Source organism: Ruegeria atlantica (assembly GCF_013032455.1).
Taxonomy (GTDB): domain Bacteria; phylum Pseudomonadota; class Alphaproteobacteria; order Rhodobacterales; family Rhodobacteraceae; genus Ruegeria; species Ruegeria atlantica_B.
In genome coordinates this window covers 311,097-326,792 of record NZ_WQCF01000004.1, presented here as the reverse complement: position 1 = coordinate 326,792, position 15,696 = coordinate 311,097, and the positions used below count along the sequence as shown (strand labels likewise).

Sequence of the window (15,696 nt, the reverse complement as noted above, 5' to 3'; positions counted from 1 at the left end):
CCGCAGCAGGGTCATCCCGCCGCTACCGTGGTCGACTTTCTCACCGCCGTTCTCAGTGGTTTGCGATAGGACGGAGTTGCTCATAATGGAGGATGGAATGAGTGTATTTGACCAATGGCTCAGCTCCCATCGACCAGATTGCCAAGGGGTAAGTGGCAGTCTCAAGAGCGCCATAGCCCACTATGTTTTGATTTGGAGTTTCTTCGAGCACCAGATCATCCAACCAGCCGACGACCGCCTGCGAGAGCAGATCGCGCGAGCATTGATGCCGAATGAAGTATCAAACTATGAACGCATCGAAGACGCTGCCGCGAAAGGGTTGCACGATTTCACTACGTCAAAGAGGTTCCGGCAGGCATACAAATATTTCAGCGACAGGCACATTGATGGAGCCCAAATTTCGACTCACTTAGAAGAGCTTACGCGACAAGCCGGCAACTCCTTGAACCGTATTGAACAGGTATTCGGAGACGATCCTGACGACTATACCCAACGGATTGCCGCATTACTGCATATTGCTTATTGCCTGAGAACGAACCTCATTCATGGGTTCAAATGGCATTCCGGCCTTGTTGGTCAGGAGGAGAATTTCTTTTATGCATCCCATGTTCTGATGCTGGCCGTGGACCATAAAAAGGACCCCGGTGAAGTCTAGTATTTCCCCAATTTTAATCGGCAAATTCGGGCAAAATGGGCCAAAAACAGGCCGCAACCCTCTGATGGCCGTTTTTGTCATAAAAATAAGGGGTTTCAGGCCGTTTTCAGGCCGCAGATTCTTCCAGGGCACTCTATAGAAGAGAAGAACGCGATTATGCACCTGGTGCCAGCCCCTCATAAACGGTCTAATCAGCCGTCTCCTGATACGGGGTGCGTGGCTAAGCCGGGAGCATCAATGATGGGAGATAACCATCAATGGAAATCAATAATAATCCAGCTACTGGAGCGGAGGTAACCGAGCAAGTTCAACGTCTAGCCAAGGTCTATGGCGATCAGATCGTGCGGAGAGACAACAAGTTCTTCGACGTGGAAAATCTGAGTGTTCCACTGTCGCGCAATGACGTGGAGCGGATGATCCTGAACCGGGTACGAGACGAGCATCCTGACGTTCCACTGAGCAAAGAATTGGTCAAGGGTCTATTCAAGTTTCTGATTGAAGCGCAGCACACTGACGTCCACCGGTCATTTCAGGTCTGGAACGGAACGGCAATCTGTGAGGCCGGAAACTCTAATCGACTGATACGGTCACGGGGTGCGGTCGCAGCCAATACATGGGTCGAACCTGAATATCGCCAACTCAAGATCAATTCAGCTGAGCTTGGCGTCGTCGGGCAATTCTTCGATGAGTTCTTTCAGCTCGAGCACGACCGTGAGCAGTTCATGAACTGGCTGACATGGAGTCTGCGGAACGAGGGCGAAAAGCCTGCTTGGGCTCCGTTTCTGTATTCGCGAGGACGAGGTACTGGGAAAAGCACCACTGCTCGCATTCTGACCGAACTCTTCGGCACTCAGAATACCGTCGTACCAAATAACGTCAGCAAGCTAACGCAGCAGTTCAACGCCACGGTTCTGACAAGCAAACTTGTGGTGTGTGAGGAAACCCAGATCAAGCCGGGATCGCCGCAGGAAAACGCGATCAAGACTTTTATCACAGACCCTTATGTTCTGATTGAGCGGAAAGGGATCGAAGCTGAGCGCGCCAAGCAGTCGTGCTGCTTCTTGTTCACCTCGAACATCTGGCCGTCATGGATTGGTGAGGGTGAGCGGCGTTACCTCGTAATGGACGTAAACCACGACGGACGATCAGGGGGCTCTCGCGCCAATGAGTTTTCGAACCTCGTCGGTCAGGTTCATCAGTTCCTTGATGACCCGGCTAATGTGGCCCGTGTCTATAATGCCTTGATGCGGAGAGAGCTGTCGGAAGGATTCAGCGCCAAGAGCCTGAACATCGCTGACCATCAGACCCCGACCATGGAACGCCTGCGCCAGACCAGCCGAGACACTATCTTAGATCGGTTGGAGGAAGAACTGAGTGCCAGTGGGCTCGTCGCCTTGCCTGAAGCGGGAGTGGTTAAGTTCGTCCAGGCGCACCTCAAGGGAAACATCAACCAAACCAAGCACCTCATGGATGAGCTCGGCTGGCAGAAGACCAAGGCCAAGTGGGACGGGAAGGATTATGCCCGCGCAATCTGGGTCAAGCCTGGTTACTGGATCGACAGGGGCAAAATCCACGGTCCTGACTTTGAGCCCGTGAGCATCAGTGATCACCTTGCTGATGACACCCGGTTCGCCGAAGTGGAGATCATATGATGGATGGTCAACACTTCTTCTTGAGAGACGACTGCGAGATATGGCTTCAGGACATCATGGACAATCACTACGAGGAGGCCCTTTCGAGGGCCAACTCCGTCCTATCGCAAACCACAGAGGATGAGAACGGGTGCTGGGTGGCATCGACGCGGGGACGCCCGAAAACACGGTTCAAGCACCGCCAAGTGGCCTCTGCGCGGTTCGTTTACTGCGTGGTTAACCGGGCGGTGATCGATGAGGCGACGGTGGTTCGTCATCGCTGTCATAACGAGCGCTGCGTCCGTCCTGAGCACCTGATCGAGGGGTCTGCGGCGGATAACAAGCGCGACGATTGGGACTTCTGGGCGAACGGGGGCGACTACGACCTGCTATGACCTGTGGCATGGGCCTTCAACGACCTCTGAGGGCCCACCCTCAACACCCGTAACACCCGAAACCACTGGGGCATAAACGGGGGCATTTCTCGGAGGATTTAGCCCCAAGAGCCTGTCGCTATTCCATGTTCTGATGATCTGGCTGGGGTGGTAGGATTCGAACCTACGATACACGGTACCAAAAACCGCTGCCTTACCACTTGGCTACACCCCAACGGTGAGGCGCTATCTACGATTGTTGGTTGGAGGGTTCAAGAGCTTTTCGGCGAAAAAAACGGCTTGGAGTAAATTTTATTTTCGGACGCTTTGCGGTGTTTGGAGCTTGTATTAAATTGCGTCTGTTAGAGTAGCGTCTTACGGAAAATTGCTCGCTGACTGTTCTAACGCTCACTTAAATCTGGGTGCTATGGGGTGGCTCCAGTATGATAAGAGCGGGTGGGGATCAATTTCTTCAACTCATTAATATTGAAACAGAAAAATAGTTATCGGGGCGTCGATGGCAATCCCTGAACTCATCGAGAATTATGGCGAAGGGCAGAAGACGTGAAGGGAACTGGCTACTCGCGGATTTCTGACGGATCAACGCCCCAAAGGTTCGACTTCTGAGCCCAGCCGCGATAGCCGCCAGCCGAGATGTGGCACCAGTCCACGCTGCAACTGCCCAATCGTGCCACAACTCCGGATTCGAATTGCGCGGCGATCTGCGAGTTGGAATCGGGATTGGTGTAAACGGGCAGCAACTCGGATTCGATCAGCACGGTACGAACACCCGATAACAATGCGTAGTGTACCCATCCTCCGGCACCGTCACGGTCCTGAACCTTGCGCCAATTACCGTATTCGGCCGTGATTTGCAGCGGCATACCGCGCCGTTTGAAGACCCAGTCGATTCGATGCGTCAGAGACGGACCTCGACGGACGTTACCCTCGGCGGCCTTCATCGAGACATAACGCGGCAAGGGCAGGTTGGTCACCGGGCCACGCTTGTCTTGCGCGCTGGCAGCCAGACTGCCCAGCACCATAAGAAATACGGACGAAACCACCAAAAGGCGGCGTTTAACCGTTAGAAAACCACTCACTGACTGCCTGCTCTTATGCCCGTTGATCTGGTTTCGAAAAAAGGTCGTCTGAATGCAATAGGGGTTCTTGTGCCCCGTCTTATCCTGCGCCACGATGCCATGGCGCGCGAAGTTTTGCAAAGCGATGGGAGGACGAAGGTGCCAAGAGAACGTCTGAGTGTTGTCGTTACGCGACGGTTGCCCGAGGCCGTGGAAACCAGACTGTGCGAATTGTTCGATGTGCAACTGCGCGACGATGATTCCCCAATGTCACGAGAAGAACTCATCGCAGCGGTTCAAACCGCGGATGTGCTTGTACCGACGGTGACCGATACGATTGATGGTGGGCTGCTGGGGCAGGCAGGTGAAAACCTGCGTCTAATTGCCAACTATGGTGCCGGGGTCGATAATATTGATGTCTCGACGGCAAGGCAGCGGGGCATTCTGGTGTCGAACACGCCCGGCGTTTTGACCGATGACACCGCCGATATGACAATGGCTCTGATCCTTGCCGTAACGCGGCGTGTTCCGGAAGGTTTGAGCCTGATGCAGCAAGGCGATTGGACAGGCTGGGCGCCAACTGCGCTGCTAGGCGGGCGAATTGGTGGGCGTCGACTGGGTATTCTGGGAATGGGCCGGATCGGTCAGGCTGTGGCGCGCCGCGCCAGTGTGTTCGGGATGCAGGTGCACTACCACAATCGTCGTAGGCTACGTCCCGAGATCGAGCAGGAACTGGACGCGACTTACTGGGAAAGCCTTGACCAGATGGTGGCGCGCATGGACGTGATTTCGATCCATTGTCCGTCGACCCCATCGACCTTCCATCTTATGAACGCCCGGCGGCTTAAATTGCTGAAACCGTCCGCCGTGGTCATCAATACCTCTCGGGGTGAAGTGATCGACGAAAATGCCCTTACGCGTCTCATCCGGTCGGGTGAAATCGCGGGTGCGGGGCTGGACGTTTATGAACACGGCACCCAGGTGAATCCACGTTTGCGGCAACTGCCCAACGTTGTGCTGCTGCCCCATATGGGTTCGGCCACGCTGGAAGGGCGGATCGAGATGGGCGAAAAAGTCATTATCAACATCAAGACCTTTGAAGACGGGCACCGCCCGCCGGATCAAGTTGTGCCATCCATGTTGTGACGCATCCGGGTCGCAAGACCAGTTTTCAGGAGGATACGATGAAACGAAATCTGATTTCGGGAGTTTTTGTGACGGCCCTGACCTTTGGCGGCGCAGTATTCGCACAGGAAACTGCGGATGCGGTTGCCCCCGAAGGCGCCACGGACGTGCAGGTGCAGGGCCTGACTGAAGAAGTGATCACCTCGCTTGAGGCAAAGATGGCCGGGCAGCCGGTCACTTCTGAAAACTGGATGGTTGCAGCGGCCAACCCTCTGGCCGTCGAGGCCGGGGCCAAGGTGCTGCGGGCCGGAGGCTCGGCTGCGGATGCGATGGTTGCAGTGCAGGTTGTGCTGGGGCTGGTTGAACCGCAGTCATCTGGCCTTGGTGGTGGGGCATTTCTGGTCTGGTATGACGCCGCAACCGGCAAGTTGACCACGCTCGATGGGCGCGAGACGGCGCCACTTGAGGCGAACCACCGGCTGTTTCAGGATGAAAACGGCGAGCCTTTGAAATTCTTTGATGCAGTGGTCGGCGGTCTTTCGGTCGGCACGCCCGGTACGCCGGCGCTGCTGGAAGAGGCGCACCGTCGCTGGGGCCGTAGCCCTTGGCCGAGCCTGTTCGAGGATGGAATTGCACTTGCGGACGAGGGGTTTCTTGTTTCTCCACGTCTGGCCACTCTGGTCGCAGCAGACGCCGAACGCCTGTCGCGCTTTCCGGTGACGGCCGAGTATTTTTTGCCCGGCGGTGAGCCGTTGCAGCAGGGGCAGCGACTTATGAATCCTGACTATGCCGAAACATTGCGTGTTCTGGCCAGTGAAGGGTCTGCCGGGTTCTATGGTGGTGAGATCGCCGCTGGTATCGTAGGCACTGTACGGAACGCGCCGGGGAACCCCGGTGTTTTGTCCGGTGTTGATCTGGCGCTCTATCAGGTGATCGAGCGTGAGCCGGTCTGTGCAGCCTACCGCGTCTATGAGGTCTGCGGCATGGGGCCACCATCGTCTGGCGCGCTGACTGTCGGGCAGATTCTAGGCATGCTGGATGGCTTTGATCTGGCGGCGATGGGGCCAGAGGATGCAAATGCCTGGCGTTTGATCGGTGATGCCTCACGCCTGGCCTTTGCCGATCGGGGGCGGTACATGGCCGATCACGATTTTGTCCCCATGCCCACGCAGGGCCTGCTCGATTCGGGCTACCTGTCCGAGCGTGGTCAGTTACTGGATGGTAACGGCGCATTGACCAAAGTTGCGCCGGGCAACCCGGAATTTGATCACGCTTTGAACTGGGCGGATGATGTTTCGCTGGAACTGCCCTCGACCTCGCATATCTCGATCGTGGATCAGTATGGCAATGTGCTGTCCATGACCACGACGATCGAAAACGGCTTCGGTTCGCGGTTGATGACCAATGGATTTCTGCTGAATAACGAGCTTACGGATTTCTCGTTCAAAACCCACAGTGACGGCGTTCCGATTGCCAACCGGCTGGAGCCGGGTAAGCGACCGCGTTCCTCAATGAGCCCGACGATCGTGATGCAGGACGGTGCACCGGTGCTGGCCATCGGCTCGCCCGGAGGCAGCCGCATCATTGGATATGTCGCCAAATCGATCGTTGCTTGGGCAGATTGGGATATGGACGTGCAGCAGGCGCTGTCATTGCCGCATCTGGTCAATCGCTTCGGTACATATGACGTCGAACAGGGCACAGCGGCCGAGGGGTTCTCGGATGCTCTGATCGAACTGGGTTTTGAGGTGAACGCACGTGACCTGACCTCGGGTCTGCACGCGATTGAGATCGGCGACGTTCTGATCGGTGGTGCTGATCCGCGCCGTGAAGGCATCGCGCTGGGCGAATAAGAGGGTATCAAGATGGTGCAGGCAGCTGCGTTACCGCGAAACGAGGCCGGAATTGAAACGGCTATCGGTATCCTCAAGCAGAAGTTCGGCGATCGCCTGCAAACTGGTCAGGCGACCCGCGAGCAGCACGGTCATACCACCACCTGGATCATCAATCAGGCGCCGGACGCAGTTGTATACCCTCATTCAACCGAAGAAGTGTCCGAGATCGTCAAAACCTGCGCTCAGCATAAGGTGCCCGTAATTGCCTTTGGCACCGGCACCTCGTTAGAGGGGCATGTCAACGCCCCTGCCGGTGGCATCTCGGTGGACCTGACGCAAATGAACAAAGTGCTGGCTGTCCATGCCGGCGATCTGGATTGCATCGTTCAACCCGGCGTGACACGCGAAGACCTCAACACCCATCTGCGCGATCAGGGCTTGTTCTTTCCCATTGATCCGGGTGCCAATGCCTCGCTTGGAGGGATGGCGGCAACGCGGGCCTCGGGCACCAATGCGGTGCGCTACGGCACGATGAAAGACAATATCCTCAGCCTTGAGGCGGTGATGCCGGATGGTCAGATCATCCGCACCGGTCATCGGGCGCGAAAATCGTCTGCCGGGTACGACCTGACCCGCCTTCTGGTTGGGGCGGAAGGCACGTTGGGAATCATCACCGAACTCACATTGCGTCTGCAGGGTATCCCCGAGGCGATCACCTCCGCCCGGTGTTCCTTTCCGTCAGTCGATGCAGCCTGTCAGGCGGTTATGATGACGATTCAGTACGGTGTGCCCGTAGCCCGGATCGAGCTTCTGGACGAGTTGTCGGTAAAGGCCGCCAATGCGTACTCCGGTCTTAACTTACCGGAAACGCCACTGTTGCTTCTGGAATTCCACGGCTCGGAAACTGGTGCTGTCGAACAGGCCGAGACTTTTGGCCAAATTGCAGACGAGTTTGGAGGTTCAGACTTTGCCGCGACCTCTACCATCGAAGAACGCAACAAATTATGGCAGGCCCGGCATGATATGTATTGGGCCTGCCTTCAACTACGCCCCGGCACGCGGGGAATTTCCACAGATGTCTGCGTTCCGATCTCGCGTCTGGCGGAATGTGTCACTGCAACGCAGTTAAAGGCAGAAAAGCTAGGCCTGATTGCGCCTGTCGTCGGGCACGTCGGCGACGGAAATTTCCACACTTTGCTGCTGATCGACATGGAGGATGCAGACGAAGTCGCCTGTGCCGACGGGTTTGTAGGGTGGTTGAATGACATGGCAATCTCGATGGAGGGAACCTGTACGGGTGAGCATGGTATCGGGCAGGGCAAGCGGCCATACCTCGAAAAGGAACTTGGTGCTGCGACCCGATATATGGCGGCCATCAAAGCCGCGCTGGATCCGGACAATATCATGAACCCCGGAAAGATCCTCTGAACTGCAATCCTTCGAAGGAAGAATTTGTGCCAAAGATGAAGCCGCATTTTCCCTTCATCTTTTCAGAAATACTCAATTAAGACAGATGCCAGTTGAACAAACGCCCAGAATGGCATGCCTTACGTCGGTTTTGCGCTTTTTTGCGTCGGATGGACTTGGCGGATTTCTGCGGGCTTGGGCATAAACCATGCCAAACAGACTCAATCCGGAGAGCGGGCATATGAAAACCCAAGTCAAAGCACTGGTCGTCGGCGGTGGCGCCGTCGGGACCTCGATCGCCTATCATCTGGCCAAGGCGGGCTGGGATGATGTGATGCTGATCGAACGGGACGAGCTGACGTCCGGGTCCACCTGGCATGCGGCGGGTCTGCTGCCGCTGTTCAACATGTCCTACGCGACGACCCACATCCATAAGTATTCGGTCGACTTCTACAAGACACTTGAAGAAGAAACCGGTCTGAATGCGGGCTTCGCGGTCGTCGGCAATTTGCGCATGGCGCAAACGCAAGAGCGTATGGATGAATACATGCTCTACGCGTCCACCGCTGAGACTTGCGATGTCGCCTACGAATGGCTGACGCCTGAGCAGATCAAGGAACGCTGGCCACTGATCGAGACCTCGGACCTGAAAGGCGCGATCTATCACACCGAAGACGGCTATATTAACCCCGCCGATGTGACCCAGGCGATGGCAAAGGGTGCCCGCCAGCGCGGTGTCGATATCGTGCGCAAGATGCAGGCTGATGCCTTCCACTGGAACGGCACCCATTGGGAAGTCACCTGCACCAAGATGGTCGAAAAGGGCGGCAACCTTGTTCCGTCGGATGAGCAGGTGGTGATCACCGCCGAGCATGTCGTTACCGCATCGGGCAACCACGCGCAGCGCACCGCCAAGATGCTAGGCATCAAGATGCCTGCGATCCCGGTGGAGCACACCTTCATCGTCATGGACAAAGACCCCGAGCTGGTCAAATGGCGTGAAGCAGGTAACCCGGAACACCCCGTTGTGCGCGACGCGGACAACGAATCTTACGCTCGCGAGGAACGCGGCGGCTGGATTCTGGGCATCTACGAGCATGGCGCGCCCGCGCAGTTCGAACATGGCGTGCCGGACAGCTTCCGCGCTGACCTGTTCCCGCTGGATCTGGACCGGATCGCCGATCAGTACATGGCGATGGCCGAGCGCGTGCCATCCTGTGCCGAGTCCGGCCTGAAGGACGATTTCAACGGCCCGATCTGCTATACCCCCGACGGCAACCCGTTGGTCGGTCCGGCTCCGGGTCTGCGCAACATGTGGCTGGCCGAGGGTTTCTCGTTCGGTATCACCGCCGCAGGCGGCACCGGCTATTATCTGGCGCAGATGATGGTCGATGGCGAAGCTGAGATCGATATGGCCTCGCTGGACCCCAAGCGTTACTCGTCCAACTGGATGACCACCGAGTTCGCGGCGCGCAAGAACGAAGAGTGCTATGAGCACGTCTACATCCTGCACCACCCCGACGAAGAACGGGAAGCTTGCCGTCCGCTGCGCACCGTTCCGGCGTATGAACGTCAGAAAGCCCGTGGCGCACAGTTCGGCTGGGTGAACGGTTGGGAACGTCCGAACTATTTCGGCCCCGTCGATGCGCCGGACAGCTTCGACAAGGAAAGCCGTTCCTTCCGCCGTGGTGGCTGGTGGCAATATGCCGTTGAAGAAGCCAAAGCGATCCGCGAAGGCGTTGGCCTGATCGACGCGTCGGCCTTCACCAAGCATGTCGTCAAAGGCCCCGGTGCGACCCAGTTCCTGGATTGGTTCACCTGCAACAAGCTGCCCAAAGTCGGTCGTATCAACCTGACCTACGCGCTGACGTCGCACGGGACCACCCGCACCGAATACACCATCGTCCGCAACGGCGAGAACAACTACTACATCGTCTCTGCCGGTGCGTGGACCGAGTATGACGCCGACTACCTGCGCAAGGCGGCCGAGGACAAGATGGAGGAGTTCGGTTACATCGAGATCCAGGACGTGACCACCCAGTGGGGCGTCTTTGCCATCGCCGGACCCAAGTCACGTGATGTTCTGAAAGAGGTCATCAAAGACGCCGATCCGGAAACCGCTCTGTCCAACAAGCGCTTCCCATGGTTGTCGGCCCGTCAGATCGAACTTGGTATGTGCCCGGTCAACGCGATCCGCGTGGCTTATACTGGTGAGTTGGGCTGGGAACTGCACCACCCGATCGAGATGCAGAACTACCTGTTCGACCTGCTGGAAAAAGCCGGTGAAAAGCACGGTATGAAGCTGGTCGGCGCGCGCGCTCAGAACTGGCTGCGTCAGGAGAAATCTTATCGCGCCTTCGGCACCGAGCTGGGCCGCGATGCGACCCCGCTGGAAGCTGACCTGCCGCGCTTTGTCGACCTGTCCAAGGATTTCTACGGCAAGGCCAAACTGGAAGAGACCGGCGTGCGCGTGAAGTGCTGCACCCTGCTGATCGACGGACCGGACGATGCCGATCCGTGGGGCCGTGAGGCGCTGTATACGCCGGAAGGTGAGCGCGTGGGTCGTCTAACCTCGGGCGGTTACTCGGTCGCGTTCGAGAAATCCATCGGCATGGGTTACGTAAAACCCGAGCTGGCCGTCGAAGGCACCAAGCTGCAAGTCAAAATTCAGGACAAGCTGTGGGACGCGGTCGTGACCTGCGACAGCCCCTACGATCCGAAGAACGAGGTCATCCGCAAGGACGGTTAACCCGCAAAGGCCCCGGCGAAAACCGGGGCCTTTTTCTTGGGGGCAGGCGGGTTTCCCGCCAGTCAAAACATGCCAGTGTTACCTAGTTGTACAGCTTCAATCGCGCCAGTAAGTCCTCGGTCGCGTTTACCAAGGGGCGGCAATTTAGCGAAACAACCTGAGAGAAACGTCCGCTGACATAGGTCTGAACGTAGTGGCCTGACCATCCGGCGCTGCAAGTTCTTTTTATGTTCAATTGGTCGGCGCCTTTGTAGTTCACCGAAAACTTACCAAGAGATACCTCGCTAAAGGTCGAACGGTATTCTGCCTTGCGGGTAATCTTTGATATTCCTTTGAAACTGGATTCGGGAAATGGCTCCTCGATCAAAACATTCGCTCGGTTCGGCTCCCCGAGATAGATCGTCAGGCCGTTTGCGGGGTCATGCGTATAGTCAACGATCAGAGTCGTGCCGGGCGCGTAACCTTCAGGAAGCTCAACCTTGGAAATCGTCTGGTCCTTGTCGGCGGGTACAAATCGATTGGCCAGAACGTCACAATGAAATCTGCCCCTGATCGGATCGTCCTGGGCCAGTAGCTGTGCGGGATACAGCGCTAACAGTATAGCTAGTATGACTTTCATCGCGGCCACACCTCTTTGCGCATCCTAGCAAGAAAGCGCGAAAAAGTCACCATCGCGCACCGAAATCAAACTCGTTGATGCGTTCGGCTAAGTTGGCTTGAGATTGGCAAGTGCGTGAAATCAAAAGTTTAACAGGAGTACGGAAAAGGGCGGGACTTGATGTAGCCGCCCTAGGATAACCCGTGTTTCCCAAGCCTTATTAGGGGTTCAGTTCGTCAAAACACTCCAACGCTTTAGCAGCATACATCATCGATGGGCCACCACCCATCTGAATGGCCATGGCCAACACGTCCGAGAACTCTTCTCGGGATGTGCCTGCTTTGATCAAGGCTTCGGTATGCAAGGTGATGCAGGGTTCACAGCGGATGGCAATGGACATGCCCAACGCGACAAACTCCTTAGTTTTGTAATCCAGTGTTCCGCCTTGTTTGACGGCCGCACCCAGCGCTCCGAAAGCGCGGGTGGCGTCAGGTATAGCGCCATTGAGGTTGCGCAGACCTTTGCGCGTGTCTTTGATCTTGTCCTGCCAACTCATGTCATCATTCCATTTAGTATTCGCTAAGTGGAATGTGATGTAGTGCGTTAATCCGATCCTTGATCTTGATCAGGTGTCAGATTTTTCCACGACAAAGGCCAGATTATTCGCGGGCAATTCGACGATTTCAAGAATGGTTAGGTTCTGGGCGGCCATCCAACTGGAGATGTCCCTATCATCTTTGTAGCCAATTTCGGGGTCTTGTTGAACCAGCGCGTCATGGAACCTCTGATCGCCGTCGCTTGTCAGTTGGCCAGACCGTTTGAAAGGGCCGTAGAGGATAAATCGTCCCTGAAGGGTCAATGCCCTCGCGACTTCGGATATCAGCGTTTGTGCCTCTGGCCAGCTGATCAGATGCATCAGGTTTATCAATATGATCAGGTTCTGACCCGCAAAGCCTTCATGCCATCCCTGGGCTGTAGCGTCCAACGCAACCGAAGCTGAGACGTTGGGCAGATCAGCGGTGTAGGCGTTGATGCTGGCGCGGCGCTCGGGGTCAACTTCAGTTGGTTGCCAGTGAAGATCAGGAAGGGCGCGGGCAAAGGCGCTGACATGCTGGCCAGTGCCGCTGGCGATCTCCAGTGCCTGCCCGGTTTTCGGAGCCCAATGCTGCAGCAGGTCGCACAGCGCCTCGGCATTTCGGGTGGCGGCGGGGGCAATCAGCCGTCCGTCGTGACCCTCGGTGGCGACGCTGGCGTTTGAAGGGAGGGTTCTCTTGCTCATCGGCGTAACCTTTCCAGCCTGAGGGCGGCTATGGTTTCGGCGTCCAGTTCGGGTGTCGCGCCTGTTGTGAGGTCTGCAACCAACTGTGACGCGGCAGGCGATGTCTGAAACCCGTACCCACCCTGACCTGCAGACCAGATAAAAGTGGGATCGGCCGGATCGGGGCCAAGCACCAATGTCCCGTCAGACACAAAGCTGCGCAGCCCGGCCCAGTTCGTTTCAACTCGGGTGACGGGCTCGGTGACCATCTCTTCGTAGCGGGCCAGACCCTTGGCCAGCACCATGTCATCTGCATAAGCATCCTGCGGCGGCACCGGGTCAGCCTCGGACGGGGACACGATCCATTTGCCCGCATCTGGCTTGGCGTACCACGCCTCGCCGACGCCAAACAACATCGGCCAGTCGCTGACGTCATGTCCACCCGGTGCAGGAAGGCGCGCCATCGACCTGCGTTTGGGCGTGATACCGATTGGTGAAATTCCAGCCATTACCGCGATCTCATCCACCCAGGCCCCTGCGGCATTGACCAGATTTCGGGCTTCGAAAACTTGACCGGCGTCGACAACCCAGTAGCTGTCCTTGCGGATGGAGGTGACCCTGGCCTTGGTCACAATCTCGCCCCCATTTGTGCGAATGATCCGGGCGAAATCCTGCATCAACCGGTCAGTATCGATATCGAAGGCAGAGGTACTGATGGCCGCATGAGCAACCTTGTTGGCGTCCAGAATCGGGACGCGGGCCAAGGCCTCTTCCGTAGGCAAAACCTGCATGTTCAGCATCGCGGCATCGAGTTCAAAGTCGGGGCGCTGATCCTTGTGACCGACCAGTAATATACCCCGTGGTGTAAGATATCCGCCATTTTGGTCGCGCAGGTACGCCGCGCTGGCCTTGTTCAGTGCAACCACCGAGGGTGGACCATAGCTTTCCTCAAACATGGCGGCCGATCGGCCCGACGTGTGGTAGCCGAGGGCGTCCTCCGCCTCAATCAGGGTCACGCGCCCGTGTTGTGACAGGCGCGCCCCGGCGCTCAGACCGGCGATGCCTCCGCCTATGATAAGGAAATCAATCATATAGCCTCATATGACCGGGCGCTCTGTGTCTTGAATTCAAGTCCAGTGAACGCGTCCAAATTTTCTCTGCAACTTTAAGCAGGCTTGAATTTAGGCATCAACCCATCCAAAGAGGAACAAGTATAAACAGGAGGGTAGGGTGAGTACCGCAGATCTACACCCGATGGCCACGGGGCATATTCCGTCCTACGTGACCCAGGCGGACGGCAGTGATTTTCTTTTAACGTTCATGTTTGTTTTTACCGTTTTGGTGATCATTCTTATCGGGGTGGGATATTTCACCCTGCATTCGATCCCTGAAAAAATCGCGCATGAATCCAACCATCCCCAGTTTCAGTTGGTCGGTATTCTGGCCCTGCTGGCGCTGTTCACCCATAACGGGTTGTTCTGGGTTGCCGCCATTCTGGTGGCCGGATTCCAGTTTCCAGATGTTGGCGCGCCGCTGAGAGCCATTGCAGATGCGATCCGATCTTTGGGCAATCAGCCCCCGGAAGATCCCGCCCCGACCCAGACCACCGAACCCACCGCGCAGCAGGAGCAGTAAGATATGCTTGAGACATTGATGTGCGCACTGGTGACGGTGCTGCCTGATTATCTATTTCGGCGCTATGTGCAGGGTAAGCGGATCGGGCATGAAATCACGCTGTTCACCATGTGGTACGAGCTGCGCTGGGGGCTGACCACCTGCGCCATTCTGGCGCTGACCGTGATCACTACGTTGTTTTATTTTCATCCCGCCAGCAAAACGGCAGCCTCTTACTTCCGCACCGTGACGATCCTGCCGCAGCTGGGCGGGCGTGTGTCCGAGGTTTATGTCTCTAATAATCAGCAGGTCGTGGCCGGGCAGCCAATCTTCCGGATCGAAGATTTTACCCAAACCGCCATGGTCGAAGCTGCACATGCCGGAATCGCGCAAGTTCAGGCGTCTCTCAAGGTGGCCCAGACCGACCTGGCCGAAGCTGAGGCGGGCATAGCAGGGGCCCGCGCCGCGCTGGATCAGTCTCTGGAAGATCTGGAGCGCAACACCACTTTGCGTGACGAAGGTTCCAGCGCTGTACGTTTAGCCGAGATCGACAGATTGGAAAATCTTGTCGCTGAACGTGAGGCTCAATTGCGGGCTGCCGAGTCCCAACGTGCCGCGGTCGTGCAGCAGATCGAGGAATTGATCCCCGCCCAGTTGGCCAGCGCCAATGCGCAATTGGACGCGGCGCTGACCGAACTGGAAAAGACCGTGATCAGTGCCGGAGTGACAGGTCGGGTTGAACAGTTCGGCCTTCAGGTCGGTGACTATGTCAGCCCTCTGCTGCGCCCTGCGGGTATTCTGGTGCCGTCGCATTCCGGTCATAACCGGTTCCAGGCTGCATTTAACCAAATGTCAGCTCAAGTCATCAAACCCGGCATGATAGGAGAGTTGGGCTGCATGACCAAACCTTTCACCGTGATTCCGATGGTCGTGGTCGAGGTGCAGGATGTGATCCCCTCTGGCCAAATCCGTCCTTCGGACGAGTTGCGGGACGTGCAGACCAATACCAATCCGGGCTCGATACTGGTGTACATGGAACCGCTATATAAGAACATGGCTGATGACATCCCGCCGGGCAGCAACTGTTTGGCCAATGTCTATACCGACAATCATGAACGGTTGGAGCATGAAGATCTTGGCTTTTGGCAGAGCGCGGTTCTGCATGTGATCGACACGATCGGCGTTGTTCATGCCGCAGGTCTGCGTCTGCGTCTGATCCTGATGCCGGTGAATACGCTGGTTTTGACGGGGCATTGAAGTCAACGCCCCAAAGCTTTGGCTACTACGGTGGGTCAATCGGTTGATGAATTGATCCGCCGGCAACTGAGTATCAAAACGCCCGTAGTGTTGTTTGCTGGCTGATGCTGTCGG

14 protein-coding genes and 1 tRNA gene are annotated in these 15,696 nt (G+C 56.8%); 9 read left to right on the top strand and 6 right to left on the bottom strand.

What is annotated here, in order from left to right:
- The first annotated feature begins 97 nt into the window (after positions 1-97).
- From GOW93_RS10390 to GOW93_RS10380, 3 genes are all read left to right on the top strand, one after another.
- The gene (locus GOW93_RS10390; RefSeq protein ID WP_170383784.1) at positions 98-655 is read left to right on the top strand and encodes a hypothetical protein; all 558 of its coding nucleotides are present in this window, start codon (positions 98-100) and stop codon (positions 653-655) included.
- 257 nt (positions 656-912) lie between these two features.
- The gene (locus GOW93_RS10385; RefSeq protein WP_170383782.1) at positions 913-2,307 is read left to right on the top strand and encodes a primase-helicase family protein; all 1,395 of its coding nucleotides are present in this window, start codon (positions 913-915) and stop codon (positions 2,305-2,307) included.
- Positions 2,304-2,681, top strand: coding sequence for an HNH endonuclease (locus GOW93_RS10380; RefSeq protein ID WP_170383781.1), 378 nt, complete (start codon positions 2,304-2,306; stop codon positions 2,679-2,681). Before GOW93_RS10385 ends, GOW93_RS10380 begins: the two co-directional genes overlap by 4 nt.
- 139 nt (positions 2,682-2,820) lie before the next feature.
- Here GOW93_RS10380 and GOW93_RS10375 read toward each other — a convergent pair.
- Positions 2,821-2,895 (bottom strand) — tRNA-Gln (locus GOW93_RS10375).
- Between the two features lie 343 nt (positions 2,896-3,238).
- The gene (locus GOW93_RS10370) at positions 3,239-3,703 is read right to left on the bottom strand and encodes an SH3 domain-containing protein (RefSeq protein ID WP_170383816.1); all 465 of its coding nucleotides are present in this window, start codon (positions 3,701-3,703) and stop codon (positions 3,239-3,241) included.
- A gap of 195 nt (positions 3,704-3,898) precedes the next feature.
- On the opposite strand from GOW93_RS10370, the gene GOW93_RS10365 reads away from it, so the two are divergent.
- The 4 genes from GOW93_RS10365 to GOW93_RS10350 all read left to right on the top strand — a co-directional run bounded on the left by GOW93_RS10365 (position 3,899) and on the right by GOW93_RS10350 (position 10,855).
- On the top strand, positions 3,899-4,885 hold the full coding sequence (locus GOW93_RS10365; RefSeq protein ID WP_170383814.1) for a 2-hydroxyacid dehydrogenase: 987 nt from the start codon (positions 3,899-3,901) through the stop codon (positions 4,883-4,885).
- Between the two features lie 38 nt (positions 4,886-4,923).
- A complete protein-coding gene (ggt, locus tag GOW93_RS10360) occupies positions 4,924-6,717 on the top strand; it encodes a gamma-glutamyltransferase (protein ID WP_170383779.1) in 1,794 nt (597 codons plus the stop codon).
- Between the two features lie 12 nt (positions 6,718-6,729).
- Positions 6,730-8,127: an FAD-binding oxidoreductase gene (locus tag GOW93_RS10355; RefSeq protein WP_170383777.1), complete on the top strand. Its 1,398-nt coding sequence runs from the start codon at positions 6,730-6,732 to the stop codon at positions 8,125-8,127.
- A gap of 220 nt (positions 8,128-8,347) precedes the next feature.
- Complete coding sequence (locus tag GOW93_RS10350; RefSeq protein WP_170383775.1) at positions 8,348-10,855, top strand: GcvT family protein; 2,508 nt, start codon at positions 8,348-8,350, stop codon at positions 10,853-10,855.
- An 82-nt stretch (positions 10,856-10,937) separates the two neighbouring features.
- Here GOW93_RS10350 and GOW93_RS10345 read toward each other — a convergent pair whose 3' ends face one another.
- From GOW93_RS10345 to GOW93_RS10330, 4 genes are all read right to left on the bottom strand, one after another.
- Positions 10,938-11,474 carry a hypothetical protein gene (locus tag GOW93_RS10345; protein WP_170383773.1) on the bottom strand — a complete coding sequence of 179 codons (537 nt, stop codon included), beginning with the start codon at positions 11,472-11,474 and terminating at the stop codon, positions 10,938-10,940.
- 199 nt (positions 11,475-11,673) lie between these two features.
- A complete protein-coding gene (locus GOW93_RS10340) occupies positions 11,674-12,009 on the bottom strand; it encodes a carboxymuconolactone decarboxylase family protein (protein ID WP_170383771.1) in 336 nt (111 codons plus the stop codon).
- 69 nt (positions 12,010-12,078) lie between these two features.
- Positions 12,079-12,732 carry a DUF938 domain-containing protein gene (locus GOW93_RS10335; RefSeq protein WP_170383769.1) on the bottom strand — a complete coding sequence of 218 codons (654 nt, stop codon included), beginning with the start codon at positions 12,730-12,732 and terminating at the stop codon, positions 12,079-12,081.
- Entirely contained in the window at positions 12,729-13,802 is a 1,074-nt protein-coding gene (locus GOW93_RS10330; protein ID WP_170383767.1) for an NAD(P)/FAD-dependent oxidoreductase, read from the bottom strand. The genes GOW93_RS10335 and GOW93_RS10330 overlap by 4 nt, the downstream gene beginning before the upstream one ends.
- A gap of 163 nt (positions 13,803-13,965) precedes the next feature.
- Between GOW93_RS10330 and GOW93_RS10325 the strand changes: the two genes are divergently transcribed.
- Both GOW93_RS10325 and GOW93_RS10320 read left to right on the top strand, forming a co-directional pair.
- Positions 13,966-14,346, top strand: a complete 381-nt coding sequence (locus GOW93_RS10325) for a hypothetical protein (RefSeq protein WP_170383812.1) — start codon at positions 13,966-13,968, stop codon at positions 14,344-14,346.
- Positions 14,347-14,349: 3 nt separating this feature from the next.
- Entirely contained in the window at positions 14,350-15,582 is a 1,233-nt protein-coding gene (locus tag GOW93_RS10320; protein WP_170383765.1) for an HlyD family secretion protein, read from the top strand.
- The last annotated feature ends 114 nt before the right edge of the window (positions 15,583-15,696 follow it).